We start from the raw sequence: 13,802 nt of genomic DNA, 5'->3' as shown, positions 1-13,802 counted from the left end.
CATGGAACTGCGCCAACTGCGTTACTTCGTTCGCGTCGTTGAGGCGGGCAGCATCGGCCGGGCGGCCATGTCCATCGGCATGGTCACGTCCGCGCTCAGCCAGCAGATCAGCCGCCTGGAAGGCGAGTTGTCGACGCGGCTGTTGCAGCGCAGCGCCAGCGGCGTGGTGCCCACCGATGCGGGCCTGGCGTTCTTTCGCCAGGCGCAACTGGCCCTGCGCCATGCCGATGACGCCGTGCAGGCCGCGCAGCAGGCGCGGCTGGCCGGCCACGTCAGCGTGGGCCTGCCATCCACCACCGCCGCTATTCTGGGGGCGCCGTTCCTGCAAGCCATGAACGAGCGCTATCCCGACATCCGGCTGCATCTGGTCGAGGCGCTGTCGGGCCATTTAAGCGACATGCTCAACGGCCGCCTGCTGGATCTGGCCATCGTGTTCCACACCGAATCCGCGCGCCGTTGGAGCGTGATGCCTTTGCTGGACGAACCCTTGTTTCTCTGCGCGCATCGCGACATGCCGGGGTTGCCATCGGGGGTTACATCGGGGGCGACATCGGGGGGCGCATCGGGCGGCGCGTCGGGCGGCACTACGCAGCTGGCTGCCATCGCTCACTTGCCGCTGGTCTTGCCCAGCGGCCGCCATGGCTTGCGGGCGCTGGTCAACAACGCGTTCCAGCAACTGGGCCAGACGCCACGCGTGGTGGCTGAAGTGGATGGCTTGTCATTGCTGATGGACGTAGTGCAGCTGGGCAACGCCGCCACCATCCAGCCCAGCTCGGCCACCGCGCGCATCGCGCCCGGCCAGCTGCACATGGCGCGCATTGAAGACGCGCACCTGTTCCGCCCCAATCTGCTGGCCAGTTTGTCGGACGACGAGCTCTCGCCCGCGGCGCTGGCCGCCCGCCTGGTGCTGGCCGATGTGTCGCGCACGCTGGCGCGCGAGGGCAAGTGGGCGGTCGTTACCCTTCACGAATCGTGAAGACCCGTTGACGCCTGCCTGATATCGCGCGCGCCACCCGCTGGGTACAGTCGGCCTCTTGAATTGGGGACGATGGCATGGTGGACGTCTTGGTGGTGGGAGGGGGCAATGCGGCGCTGTGCGCGGCCCTGATGGCGCGCGAAGCGGGCGCCAGCGTGATGCTGCTGGAAGCCGCGCCGCGCGAATGGCGTGGCGGCAATTCGCAGCACACGCGCAATTTGCGCTGCATGCACGATGCGCCGCAGGACGTGCTGATCGACGCGTATCCCGAAGAAGAATATTGGCAAGACCTGCTGAAGGTCACGGGCGGGCTGACCAATGAGCATCTGGCGCGCCTGGTCATCCGCGAATCGTCGACGTGCCGCGACTGGATGCGCCGCCATGGCGTGAACTTCCAGCCGCCGTTGTCGGGCGCGTTGCATGTGGCGCGCACCAATGCGTTTTTCATGGGTGGCGGCAAAGCGCTGGTCAACGCGTACTACCGCAGCGCCGAGGCGCTGGGCGTGCAGATCCGCTACAACGCGCCGGTTGATGCGCTGGAACTGGAAGACGGCCGCTTCAAGGCCGCGCGCATCGGCGACGAACGCATCGAAGCGCGCGCCTGTGTGCTGGCCGCCGGGGGCTTTGAGTCCAACCGCGAATGGTTGCGCGAGGCCTGGGGCCAGAACGAACGCGGCGAATGGCCGGCCGACAATTTCCTGATCCGTGGCACGCGCTTCAACATGGGCGTGCTGCTGAAATTCATGCTGGATGCAGGCGCGGACAGTATTGGCGACCCCTCGCAATCCCACTGCGTGGCGATCGACGCGCGCGCGCCGCTGTACGACGGCGGCATCTGTACGCGCATTGATTGCGTGTCGCTGGGCGTCGTGGTCAACCGCGACGCCGTGCGCTTCTACGACGAAGGCGAAGACTTCTGGCCAAAGCGCTACGCCATCTGGGGCCGGCTGACCGCGATGCAGCCCGGCCAAATCGCGTATTCCATCATCGACGCCAAGGCCGTCGGCCGCTTCATGCCGCCGGTGTTTCCGGGCGTGAAGGCCGACACCTTGCCCGAGCTTGCTGAAAAGCTGGGCCTGGACGCCGCCACGTTCGAGAGGACTTTGCGCGACTACAACGCGTCTTGTCGCGTCGGCACGTTCGACCACACCGCGCTGGACGACTGCCACACCGAAGGCGTCACGCCCGCCAAGACGCACTGGGCGCGCCCCATCGACACGGCGCCGTTCTACGGCTACGCGCTGCGCCCCGGCATCACCTTTACCTATCTGGGCCTGAAGGTGGACGACACCGCCGCCGTGCGCTTTAAAGATGTGCCTAGCAACAACCTGTTCGTGGCCGGCGAAATGATGGCCGGCAACGTGCTGGGCAAGGGCTACACGGCAGGCGTGGGCATGTCCATCGGCACGGCGTTCGGCCGCATTGCCGGCACCCGCGCCGCCGCCGCTGCGCGCCAACAGACCCTTGCGAAGAGCACCACATGAAGCAGCTTGAAGCCCTGGCCCGCGAGGCGCAATCGTTTTCCCAAGCGGATGCGCAGGGGCACGCCCAACCTCAATCCGGCGGCCAACCCGCCATGACCGAACAACCCGTCCGATGGATGGGCAAAAACGCCAAGCCGCAAGCAGACGCGTTGACCGGCGATGAAACCGAAGTGGCGCGCGTCATGCAGATTTGCAATGCCTGCCGCTACTGCGAAGGCTTCTGTGCGGTGTTTCCCGCCATGACGCGCCGCCTGGAATTCGGCAAGGCCGACCTGAACTACCTGGCCAACCTGTGCCACAACTGCGGCGCCTGTCTGCACGCCTGCCAGTACGCGCCACCGCACGAGTTTGCGGTGAACGTGCCGCAGGCCATGGCCAAGGTCCGCATGCAGACCTACACCGATTACGCCTGGCCCGCCGCGCTGGGCACGCTGTACAAGCGCAACGGCCTGGCCTTGTCGCTGGCTACCGCAGGCGGCCTGGCGCTGTTCCTGGTGCTGGCTGTGCTGATGGCGGGGGGGCTTTTTCACGAGCCCATGGCCGGCAATTTCTACGCGGTGTTCCCGCACAACACGCTGGCGCTGATGTTCGGCGTGGTGTTCGGCTTTTCGATGCTGGCGTTGGGCGTGGGCGTTACGCGCTTCTGGCGCAACGTCAGCCCGGGGGCGGCATCCGGCGCGGCGGTGGCCGAAGCGGCGCACGACGCGCTGCGTCTGCGCTACCTGGACGGCGGCCACGGCAAGGGCTGCAACAACGCGGACGACGCCTTCACCTTGTGGCGCCGGCGCTTTCATCACTTCACCTTCTACGGCTTCATGCTGTGTTTTGCCGCCACCTGCGTGGCCACGGGGTATCACTATCTGCTGGGCCAGCAGGCGCCGTATCCGTTCTTCAGCGCGCCGGTATTGCTGGGCACGGCGGGCGGCATCGGCCTGTTGATCGGGCCGGCCGGCCTGCTGTGGCTGAACATCAAGCGTCACCCGCAGCAAGGCGACGCCGCGCAAAAGCCCATGGACCGCGGCTTCATCCTGCTGCTGTTCTTGACCAGCGCCACGGGGCTGGCCTTGCTGGCAGGCCGGGATGGCAGCGCCATGGCGCTGTTGCTGGCGATACACCTGGGCGTAGTGATGGCGCTGTTCCTGACGCTGCCTTACGGCAAGTTCGCGCACGGTATTTACCGCTCGGCGGCGCTGCTCAAGTGGTCGATTGAAAAGCGCCAGCCCAACAAGCTGCAACTGGGGTCTGACTGAACGGCCCCACCCCTCGCGGGAATGACGGCGTCCTGTGAAGACGCCGCACTCATCACAACCCTGGAGACAACAATGTTCCTTACCCGACTGCCCGCGCGCGTTGCGCTGGCCGCCTGTCTGCTGCCGGCCCTGCCGGTGGCGCACGCGCAATCCTTTCCTTCCAAGCCCATCACGCTGGTGGTGCCGCACTCCGCCGGCGGCACGTCTGACATCCTGGCGCGCACGGTGGCAGCGGAAGCCGCCAAGACGCTGGGCCAGACCATCGTCATCGACAACAAGGGCGGCGCCAACGGCACCATTGCCGCCAAGCAAGTGGCCTCGTCCGCGCCGGACGGCTACACGCTGCTGCTGGCCACGGCCAGCACGCACGGCATCAACCCGTCGCTGTACTCGCGCATTTCGTATGACGCGGTGAAAGACTTCACGCCGGTCACGTTGCTGGCGACGGTGCCGAATGTGTTGGTGATCGGCCCCAACGTCAAGGCCGCGAACGTGCAGGAACTCATCACGTACATACGCGGTCAAGGCGACAAGACGAACATGGGTTCGGCGGGCGCCGGCACGCCGGGCCATCTGGCCGGCGAGATGTTCACGAGCGCGGCCAAGCTGGAATTCACGCACGTGCCGTACAAGGGCGGCAGCCCCGCCATTACCGACTTGATCGGCGGCCAGATCGACTTCATATTCACGACCATTCCTGGCGTGTTGCCGCACGTGAAGGCGGGCACCTTGCGCGCGCTGGCGGTGACGTCCCCCGAGCGTTCCCCCGCCATGCCCGATGTGCCGACGATGGCCGAATCCGGGCTGCCAGGCTTTCAGGCTGTGTCATGGCATGGCGTCGTGGCGCCGGCCGGCACGCCGCCTGAAGTGGTCAACAAATTGAACGCGGCATTGAGCGGTGCGCTGGCGGCGCCCGCGGTGAAACAGCGCCTGATGGAAGAGGGCGCAGCCGCTTCCAACCTGAACACGGCCGCGTTCGGCACGTTCATCCAGGCCGAGATCGCGGCCTGGGCGAAAGCCGTGAAGGACTCGGGCGCGACGGCGAACTGATGCGGGGTTCGACAGCCGGTTCCGTCAACATGGCGCGTAGCCCGGCCGTGCGCATGCGCATGCTAGGATGCCCGCCATGTTGACGACCCTGCTGTTTTCCCTGCTGACTGTGACGTCGGCGGATGCCGCCGCCGCCTTCGACCTGAACTGCATGATTGCGGAAAAAGACGAAGGCGGAATGTTGAATGCCGCCGAACACTGCGCGCGCGTGGATGGCGACACGCTGGTGTTCCGCCCCGGCCTGTTGGGCCAGATGGATTTCAACGCCGATGGCTTGTCGCCGGTCTTTACGAACCGGTCCTGGTATTGGGTGCGGCCCGACGGCAAGTCGGCCGCCGTCGTCACCTACGACAACATGGCCGACGACTTCGAAGACGGCTTGACGCGCGGCCCGTGGTCCGGCGGCATGGCCTATTACGACACGCAGCTCAACCGCGTGTTGGCCACCCCTTACGAATGGGTCGACCGTTACAGCGCCGGTCTGGCCGTGGTGTGCGAAGGCTGCCGCAAGGCGTTCACGCCCGACGGCGAACACAGCTTTATGATGGGCGGCGAGTGGGGCGCCATCGACCGCGCAGGCAAGCTGGTGTTGCCGCTGCGGCCGGATGCGGCCAGCTTGATGCGCGAAGTCGAGGCGGCGCGTGCCGCGGCCCCCTCCGGTCCACGCTGACCTGGGTTTAGAACTTGTACCGCAGCTGTGCGAACACGTTACGCGGCGCGCCGTAGTAGACCGAGTTGTAGTTGCCCATGCCCGAGTAATAGTGTTTGTCGAACACGTTATTCAGGTTGACCGTCAGGCGCAAATCCTTGTTGAAGTCGTATCCCGCCATCAAGCCAAACACCGCGTAACTGTCCTGCGTGAATCGATAGTTGCGCGCATCGACTTCTTGTGTGAAGAAGATATTGCCTTGCCAGTGCAGGTTGCCGCCTACGGTCAGCCGGTTCCAGTCGCCCGGCAAGCGGTAGGTGGTGGCCAGCTTGAACAGCTGTTGCGGCTGCGTGCTGCTGACGCGGCGGCCTTCGCGATCGCGTGAACGGCTGTAGGTGTAGCCGGCATGCAATTGCCAGCCCGGGAGCACTTCGCCCGACATTTCCAGTTCGACGCCGCGCGTGGTCACGCCAGGAATCGCCACGTAAGCGGTGCCGCCGTCTGGCGTTGTCGCGCCGCTTGCGTCCAGCTCGGCGACGTTGTCCTGCTTGAGCTGGAACAGCGCAATGCTGGCGTTCAGGCGGCCATCCAGGTATTCGCCCTTGGCGCCGAATTCGAAGCTCTTGCCGGTCAGCGGGTCCAGTTGGCGGTTGTTGGCGTCGAAGTTATAGGCCTGTGGTTTGAACACGTCCGTGTAGCTTGCGTACACGGTGTGGTGCGTGTCGACGTCGTAGGTCACGCCGGCGTAGGGGATGAGCTTGTTGCGCACGTCCGTGGAATAGGCACGATGGCGGCCGTTGGCGTAGTTGATGTCCTGGCTCCACGAGTAGTTCGTCATCCGGCCGCCCAGGATGAATGACAGCCGATCCGTGGGATGCAGCACGGTCGCGGCGTACAGGATCTTCTGGTTGACCAGCATGTCTTGCGTCAGCCACCACTCGTAGGATGATGGCTCGGTGGCGTCGTTGTTCCAATGGAAAGCGTCATCGATCCACAAGTCGGTGTCGCCGTCTTTGCGGTTGGACTGCGCGTGCGTGCGCGCGGCGTTGTAACCGACCACCAAGTCGTGCTGGCGGCCGAACAGCGTGTACGGGCCAGAGGCCTGAATGTCGATGCTGTTCTCGCGCGAGTCGGTGTTGAACCGGCTGGCGCCGCCCGGATAGAACCCGTGGCTGATGCGGTGGTCCACCACATCCACGGTGCTGCTGCCCATGCCTGAGATCAGCTCGCGCGATTGGTAGTTGCGGTGCGCGGCGGCCAGTTTGAAGTTCCAGCCGTTGTCCAGCGTGTGCTGGATGTCGGCGAACAGGCGTGTCGTGTCCTGGTTGCGCCAGGCCCATTTGTCGGCGGGGTTGGTCGACCGCGAAAACGTGACCTGCGAGCCGTCCGAATACAGCGAAGGCAAATGCGTGTTGGTGGTGGCTTTGTTGCGGTTCTGCTGGGTGTCGACGCCAAAGGATGCGGTCGTGCGGGGCGACAGGTCGGCTTCGATGATGCCGTAGGCAATGTTCTCCTTGCCGCGTGCATAGTCCATGAAGCTGCCGTGAGTCTCGGTGGCGCCGACGACGCGGCCGCGAATCTTGCCGTCTTGCGTCAAGGGGCCGCCCAGATCCACTTCGCTGCGGTAGCGGTCCCAGGACCCGGCGCCCGCGCTCAGGCTGCCCTGAAATTCCTGGGTGGGCCGCTTGCGGATGAAGTTGACGACCCCCGATGGATAGCCGGCGCCATTGACCAGGCCAGTCGCGCCCTTGAGCACTTCGATGCGGTCATAGATCACCGAGTTGGTGATGCTGAAGTTGTCGCGGACATTGCCGCCATCGCTCGACAGGCTGGGCAGGCCGTCGAACTGGAAGTTCTCAAGCTGGAAGCCGCGTGAGAAGAAGCTGTAGCCCTCGGAGTTGTCCTGGTTGACGACGATGCCGGGGGTTTGTTCCAGCGCGCCCGCCACGCTCACGATGCCCTGGTCATCCATTTGCTGGCGCGTGATGACGCTGACAGACTGCGGCGTTTCCCGCATCGACAGCCGCATGCGCGTGGCCGATGAGGATTCCGGCACGGTGTAGGAACCCGTGCCTTCGCTGGGCGTGATTATGCTGGCGCCCGTCACGAGCACGGGTTCAAGCGACGTTACGCCGCTGGCCGCCGGTATGGGGCGCACGGTCATGACGCCGTTGCGCGTGATGAGCAATTCCAGCCCCGTTCCTGCCAGGGCCTGCCGCGCCGCCGCTTCGGGGCTCAGCGCGCCGCGTACCGGCGCGGCTTGCTTGCCTGAGACCAGCTCGGCGCTGGCTGAAATGGTGCGGCCGCTTTGCAGCGAGATCCGGCTCAGCGTGTCCGCCAGCGAGGCGGCGGGCAGGTCGTAGGACAGGACGCTTTGCGCTGCGGTGGGAGCGGCGGGGGCGTCCTGGGCGTAGGCGGTCTGCGATAGCAATGCGGCGGCGACAAGCGCGGCGCCGCGGGTCAGCGGGAAATTCATGGTGGCAAAGGTCCGGCGAAGGTGAGGATTTTTGGTTGCGTCATTAGTCATGACGGCCACGGCGCTCAAATCCCCTCATTGCCGGCGAATTGTTTTCTATGCCGTGTCCACGATCGTCAGCCAGGGGCTGTAGCGGCGCACGCGGATTGGCAGCGTTTCGCTCAAGGCGATCAGCGTGCGGCCGGGGTCGTCCAAGGGAAAGACGCCAAACACGCGGAGCGCTGCCGCTTGGGGCGATACGCGAATCAGGCCGGGCTGGTAGGCGCGCAGGCGTTCCACGACTTCGTCCAGCCGCGTGTCGCGCACGCTCAGGATGCCGGTACGCCAACTGGCAAGCGCCGCGTCGCCGCGCGTCCACGCGTGTTCCCGGTCGAACGCCGCGGACCCGTTCTGGGGCAAGGCCAAGCCCTGGCCGTGTTCCGGCTGCAAGTTCAACGAATTTTCGATGGCGCACGCGACGGCATACGCGTTGAACTGATCAACGCTCAGACGCGATGCATCCGTGGTGACGTCGCCAAAACGTGTCCGCACCACGAAGGGCCGGCTGTCTGCACGAGTCTCGGCATACAGGCCGCCTTGGCGCAACAGGATAGTGCGTTGCCTGTCGTCGAACCGGACGTCGGCGGCGGAGCGGGCATTCAGCGTCAGCAGCGTGCCGTCTTCCAGCGTGTAGGTGTGGCGTTCGCCTGTGTGCGTGGAATACGCAGACGACAGGCCAGCAAGCGGGACATAGCGATCGGTGACCAGCGCGCCGATTCCCACGCCGGAAAGCAACATGGCCAGCTTGAGGAGGCGGCGGCGGTCCAGTCCGCTGGGTTGCAACAAGGCCGCGCGGGCGGCACGTGCGGGGCCGGGAGCGTCGCTTGACGCGCCGCGTAAGCGGGACAGCGGCTGCTGCATCAGGCCGTCGACTTCCGCCCAGGCGCGGGCGTGGTCGGGATGGCTGCCGAGCCAGTGTTCAAAGCGCAGCCGGTCGCGCTCCGAGGCCTGGCCGGAAGTGAGCAGCACGATCCAGTCCACCGCGCGTTCCGTCAGCGGCTCGTTGAGCTGAGCGGTGTTGGTTTGAGCGGCATTCAGGTGAGCGGCGTTGGTGCGGGTGGCTTTCATGCCGCATCCGCTGCGCGCCGCGCGGCAAGGCAATGCAGAAAGGCGCGCTTCACGTGCCGCTCGACTGTGGCCAGTGACAGGCCCAGCGCCACCGCAATCGCCGGGTGGGTCATGCCGTCCAGCCGGTTCAGTAGAAACGCGTGTTTGACTGGCACAGGCAGGCCATCGAGCACGGCGTCGATCTCCATGACCGCCTGCTTCAGCATGGCCAGAGTTTCAGGCGAGGCGGCCACGGGTTCCTGCTCGTGCGCCAGCGCTTCGAGGTAGCGCGCTTCGACATCTCGGGCGCGCCACAGATCAATCGTCAGGCGGCGGGCCAGCGTCAGCAGATAGGCGCGGGGTTCTGCGATGGGCGTTGGGCTGTGCGCGGTGAGAACACGGCAGAACGTATCCTGCGTCAGGTCGGCGGCATCGGCGTGGTTGTTGACGCGCCGGTTCAGCCAGCCGAACAGCCAGAGATGATGTTCCGCGTAGAGCCGGTGGACATTCTTGTACGCGGGGGAATCCATGGACGGGCGGCGTGAGTGTTAATGGGAATAACACTCATTTATAACGTGGATCGCCGCCCAAGACAATTGGCGCTACCCGTTCGCCATCAGCTTTCCCAGCGTCGCCATCCCTTGTTCCATGTCGTCGTTCCACGGATGCCCGTGGTTCAGGCGCAGGTAATTCGCGAATGCGCCTGACGACGAAAACAGTGGCCCCGGCGCAATGCTGATGCCGTGGTCGAGCGCGGCGCGGTGCAGCTTCAGGGTGTCGATGTGCGCCGGCAATTCCACCCACACGAAGTAGCCGCCCGCCGGCCGCGTGGCGCGTGTTCCTTTGGGAAAGTGGCGTGCCACCGCTTGCAGCAGCTCGCCTTGCTGTACCGCCAACGCTTGCCGGAACTGGCGCAGGTGGCGGTCAAAGCCGCCTTTTTCCAGATATGCCGCGATGGCGGCTTGTGTGGGCGCGGCAGTCGCAAGGCTGGTGGTGAGCTTGTTGCGCATGATCTGCCGCGTGTAGCGCCCCGCCGCCACCCAGCCCACCCGGTAACCCGGCGCAAGCGTCTTCGAGAACGACGAGCAGTGCATCACGATGCCTTCCTTGTCGAACGCCTTGGCCGGGCGCGGGCGCGTGTCGCCGAAATAGAGCTCGCCGTACACGTCGTCTTCAATCAGCGCCACGCCGTGCCGCGTCAGCAGCTTGACCAACGCTTCTTTCTTGGCGTCGGGCATCAAACTGCCCAGCGGATTCTGGAACGTGGTCATCAGCCAGCAGGCGCGCGGGCGGTGTTGCAGGATGGCCTGTTCCAGCGCTTGCAGGTCGATGCCTTCGCGCGGATGCGTCGCCACTTCGATGGCGTGCAGCTGGTTGCGTTCCAACGATTGCAGCGCGGCGTAGAACGTGGGGGATTCCACGATCACGGCGTCGCCCGGTTGCGTGACGGCGGTCAGGCACAGGTTCAGCGCATCCAGCGCGCCGTTGGTGATGATGATGTCGTCCACCGGCACCGACAGGCCGTCGGCCAGATAGCGCAACGCGATGGCGCGGCGCAGGGCGGCGTCGCCGGGGCTCAAGTCGTCGATGGAGCCCCACGGGTCCAGCCGTTGCACGGTGGACGCCATGAACTTGGCCAGCCGCCCGTAGGGCAGCAGCGACGGGCTGGGAAAGGCGGAGCCAAACGGCGTCATGTCGCGCCGCAAGGTGGCGTTGAGCACTTGCAGCACGTTGTCGCTGACGTCCACCGGATGGCGGCCCGCGCTGGCGCTGGACACGGCATCCAGCTCGGGCAGCGCCGTGTGCGGCGCGCGCAGCACGTAGTAGCCGGAGCGGTCCCGCGCGCGGATCAGGCCGCGCGCTTCCAGCAGGTAATAGGCCTTGAACACCGTGGACGGGCTGACCCCGCGGCTGGTGCTGGTTTGCCGCACCGAGGGCAGGCGGTCGCCCACTTGCAGCAGGCCCGATCGGATCGATGCGGTAATGTCTTCGGTCAAGCGTTCATAGCGCTTCATGGCGGTTCCGTGTGGTGAAGACAAGGGCGCTCAGGCCGACATGCCGATGGCGCGCATGACCAGGCGCAGCGCATAGGCGGCTGCCCCCAACGCGGCGACGCTGGCCGCCCAGATCATGGCCAGCCACAGCAGGCGGCTGCGCCACGAGGGCAGCGCGGTGGGGTTGGGGGATGCGGAAGCAGACATGCGGGCCATCAGTGGAACTCCTCGCCAACGCGGACCTTGCCGCGGAACACGTAGTACGACCAGGCGGTGTACATCAGGATAATCGGAATGATCAGCAAGGCTCCCACCAATGCGAAGCCCAGGCTTTGCGTTGGCGCAGCTGCCGTCCAGATAGAGATGTCTGGCGGAATGATGGCGGGCCAGATGCTGATACCCAGGCCGCTGTACGCCAGGAACACCAGCGCCAGCGACAACAGGAACGGGCCGGCGGACGGCATGCCGCGCACGCGGCGGATCAAATCGAAACCGGCCGCTGCCACCAGCACCGGCACCGGGATGAACCAGAACATGTTCGGCAAGCTGAACCAGCGCTGCGCGATGTGCGGCTGCGCAAGCGGCGTCCAGGCGCTAAGCACCGCGATGACGGCAAGCAGCGCCAGCGTCAACGGCTGCGCGATGCGGCACATGTGGCGGTGCAGCCGGCCTTCGGTCTTCATGATCAGCCACGTGCAGCCCAGCAGCGCATAGCCCGCGACCAGCCCCAGGCCCGTGAACATCGAGAACGGGCTGATCCAATCCCAGGCCCCGCCCGCGTAGGCGCGGCCAACAACGGGAATGCCTTCGATGTACGCGCCCAAGGTCACGCCCTGGAAGAAGGTTGCGCAGACGGAGCCGAACACAAACGCGCGGTCCCACAGCGGGCGGTGGTGTTCGTCTGCCTTGAAGCGGAATTCGAACGCCACGCCGCGAAAGATCAGCCCCAGCAGCATGAAGACCAGCGGCAGGTGCAGCGCGCTAAGGATGACGGAGTACGCCAAGGGGAACGCCGCCATCAGGCCCGCGCCGCCCAGCACCAGCCAGGTCTCGTTGCCGTCCCACACGGGGGCGACGGTGTTGACCATGACGTCGCGTTCGTCGCGGTCGCGGATCAGCGGAAACAGGATGCCAATGCCTAGATCAAAGCCATCCATGATCACGTACATCATCACGCCGAACAGGATGATGACGGCCCATATCAATGCAAGGTCGATGCCCATGGCGTCAGACTCCGGTATGCGTGCGGGGCGCCGGCTCGATGCCGGCCAGGGTGGACGCCGCGGACAGCGGACGCGACGGCTGGCGCGGCTCGCCGGGGCCGCCGGACAAGGGCGCATGCCCCGGCGCGGGAGCCGGCCCCATGCGGATCAGGCGCAGCATGTACGACACGCCGGCGCCAAACACCAGCAGGTACACCACCACGAAGAGCGCGAGCGTCAGCGTCAGTTCACCCACGCCATGCGGCGTGGCGGCATCGGCCGTGCGCATCACCCCGTAGACGATCCAGGGCTGGCGGCCAATCTCCGTCACGTACCAGCCGGCCAGCATCGCGATGACGCCCGACGGCCCCATCCACAGCGCAAAGCGTTGCAGCGCGCGCGAGTCATACAGCCGCCCGCGCCACCGCGCCCACAGCGCCCAGCCCGCCAGCAGAATCATCAGCATGCCCAGCCCCGCCATGATGCGGAACGACCAGAACACGACGGTCGCGTTGGGGCGGTCTTCGGGCGGATACGACTTCAGCCCGGGGAACTGCCCATCCCAGCTGTGCGTCAGGATCAGGCTGCCCAAGCGCGGCACGTTCAGCGCAAAGCGCGTTGCTTCGCGTTCCATGTCGGGGATGCCAAAGAGCGTCAGCGGCACCCCCGCACCCGGCTCGTTTTCCCAATGGCCTTCGATGGCGGCGATCTTCGCGGGCTGGTGCTTCAGCGTGTTCAAACCGTGGAAATCGCCCACCACGGCTTGCAGCGGCGCCACCAGCAGCAGCATGCCCATGGCCATCGCAAACATCTTCTTCACGGCGGGGCTGCGGTCACCGCGCAGCAGATGCCACGCGCCGGACGCGCCCACCAGCAGCGCGGTGGCCAGAAAAGCAGCGATGCCCATGTGCGCCAGCCGGTACGGGAACGACGGGTTGAAGATCACGGCCAGCCAGTCGGTGGGCACGACGCGGCCGTCCAGGATTTCGTAGCCGGCTGGCGTCTGCATCCAGCTGTTGGACGCCAGAATCCAGGTGGCTGACACCAGCGTGCCCAGCGCCACCATGATGGTGGAAAAGAAGTGCAGGCCCGGCCCCACGCGCGACCAGCCAAACAGCATCACGCCCAGAAAGCCGGCTTCCAGAAAGAAGGCGGTCAGCACTTCATAGGCCAATAACGGCCCGGTCACGCTGCCCGCGAAATCGGAAAAGAAGCTCCAGTTGGTGCCGAACTGGTACGCCATCACCAGGCCGGACACGACGCCCATGCCGAAGTTGACGGCGAAGATCTTCGTCCAGAAGTGATAGAGGTCGCGATACACGGTTTTGCGCGTGCGCAGCCACAGGCCTTCCAGCACGGCCAGATAGCTGGCCAGCCCAATGGTGATCGCGGGAAAAATGATGTGAAAAGAAATGGTGAAACCGAATTGAATTCGGGCAAGCAATAGCGCGTCGCCATGCATAACGGTCTTCCTGATGAACAAGTGTCCTACCCCTGCGACAGTAGTTCCGGCGCGCGATGTAGTACAGATTCAGAAAGCCGTTAAAAAAGCGGATCAGTTGATGGGGAACGACCCTGAATTCCTGGCAGTGACAGGGCAGGACGCTGTGCTATCTGATTTTGCCCCGCGCCGCA

General features: G+C 65.5%; 12 protein-coding genes. 5 read left to right on the top strand and 7 right to left on the bottom strand.

All coding sequences use genetic code 11. The features are described from left to right. Position 1: 1 nt before the first annotated feature. From AC1DSJ_RS16295 to AC1DSJ_RS16275, 5 genes are all read left to right on the top strand, one after another. Positions 2-976, top strand: a complete 975-nt coding sequence (locus tag AC1DSJ_RS16295) for a LysR family transcriptional regulator (protein WP_441371631.1) — start codon at positions 2-4, stop codon at positions 974-976. Between the two features lie 77 nt (positions 977-1,053). Beyond that, positions 1,054-2,460, top strand: a complete 1,407-nt coding sequence (gene tcuA, locus AC1DSJ_RS16290; RefSeq protein ID WP_441371630.1) for an FAD-dependent tricarballylate dehydrogenase TcuA — start codon at positions 1,054-1,056, stop codon at positions 2,458-2,460. Next, positions 2,457-3,710, top strand: a complete 1,254-nt coding sequence (tcuB, locus tag AC1DSJ_RS16285) for a tricarballylate utilization 4Fe-4S protein TcuB (protein WP_054423226.1) — start codon at positions 2,457-2,459, stop codon at positions 3,708-3,710. The genes tcuA and tcuB overlap by 4 nt, the downstream gene beginning before the upstream one ends. A 72-nt stretch (positions 3,711-3,782) precedes the next feature. Continuing rightward, positions 3,783-4,760, top strand: coding sequence for a Bug family tripartite tricarboxylate transporter substrate binding protein (locus tag AC1DSJ_RS16280; RefSeq protein WP_441371629.1), 978 nt, complete (start codon positions 3,783-3,785; stop codon positions 4,758-4,760). A 76-nt stretch (positions 4,761-4,836) separates the two neighbouring features. Continuing rightward, positions 4,837-5,430 (top strand): hypothetical protein, encoded by a 594-nt coding sequence (locus tag AC1DSJ_RS16275; protein ID WP_346551591.1) that lies wholly within the window; start codon positions 4,837-4,839, stop codon positions 5,428-5,430. Positions 5,431-5,437: 7 nt separating this feature from the next. On the opposite strand, the gene AC1DSJ_RS16270 is transcribed toward AC1DSJ_RS16275, so the two are convergent. The 7 genes from AC1DSJ_RS16270 to AC1DSJ_RS16240 form a co-directional block, all read right to left on the bottom strand. Next, positions 5,438-7,885 carry a TonB-dependent siderophore receptor gene (locus AC1DSJ_RS16270; protein WP_441371628.1) on the bottom strand — a complete coding sequence of 816 codons (2,448 nt, stop codon included), beginning with the start codon at positions 7,883-7,885 and terminating at the stop codon, positions 5,438-5,440. A gap of 96 nt (positions 7,886-7,981) precedes the next feature. Beyond that, positions 7,982-8,992, bottom strand: a complete 1,011-nt coding sequence (locus tag AC1DSJ_RS16265) for a DUF4880 domain-containing protein (protein WP_441371627.1) — start codon at positions 8,990-8,992, stop codon at positions 7,982-7,984. Beyond that, on the bottom strand, positions 8,989-9,501 hold the full coding sequence (locus AC1DSJ_RS16260) for a sigma-70 family RNA polymerase sigma factor (protein WP_441371626.1): 513 nt from the start codon (positions 9,499-9,501) through the stop codon (positions 8,989-8,991). The genes AC1DSJ_RS16265 and AC1DSJ_RS16260 overlap by 4 nt, the downstream gene beginning before the upstream one ends. A gap of 72 nt (positions 9,502-9,573) precedes the next feature. Next, the gene (locus AC1DSJ_RS16255) at positions 9,574-10,986 is read right to left on the bottom strand and encodes an aminotransferase-like domain-containing protein (RefSeq protein WP_054423224.1); all 1,413 of its coding nucleotides are present in this window, start codon (positions 10,984-10,986) and stop codon (positions 9,574-9,576) included. 30 nt (positions 10,987-11,016) lie between these two features. Beyond that, positions 11,017-11,172, bottom strand: coding sequence for a DUF2474 family protein (locus AC1DSJ_RS16250; protein WP_082387086.1), 156 nt, complete (start codon positions 11,170-11,172; stop codon positions 11,017-11,019). 8 nt (positions 11,173-11,180) lie between these two features. Then, positions 11,181-12,188 carry a cytochrome d ubiquinol oxidase subunit II gene (gene cydB, locus AC1DSJ_RS16245; protein WP_175170951.1) on the bottom strand — a complete coding sequence of 336 codons (1,008 nt, stop codon included), beginning with the start codon at positions 12,186-12,188 and terminating at the stop codon, positions 11,181-11,183. 4 nt (positions 12,189-12,192) lie between these two features. Further along, the gene (locus tag AC1DSJ_RS16240; RefSeq protein ID WP_441371699.1) at positions 12,193-13,629 is read right to left on the bottom strand and encodes a cytochrome ubiquinol oxidase subunit I; all 1,437 of its coding nucleotides are present in this window, start codon (positions 13,627-13,629) and stop codon (positions 12,193-12,195) included. Positions 13,630-13,802 lie beyond the last annotated feature (173 nt).

It is taken from the genome of Achromobacter sp. 01N37, from assembly GCF_056399725.1.
The sequence above is the reverse complement of the archived record's forward strand: the minus strand, read 5'-3'. Positions and strand labels throughout refer to the sequence as shown.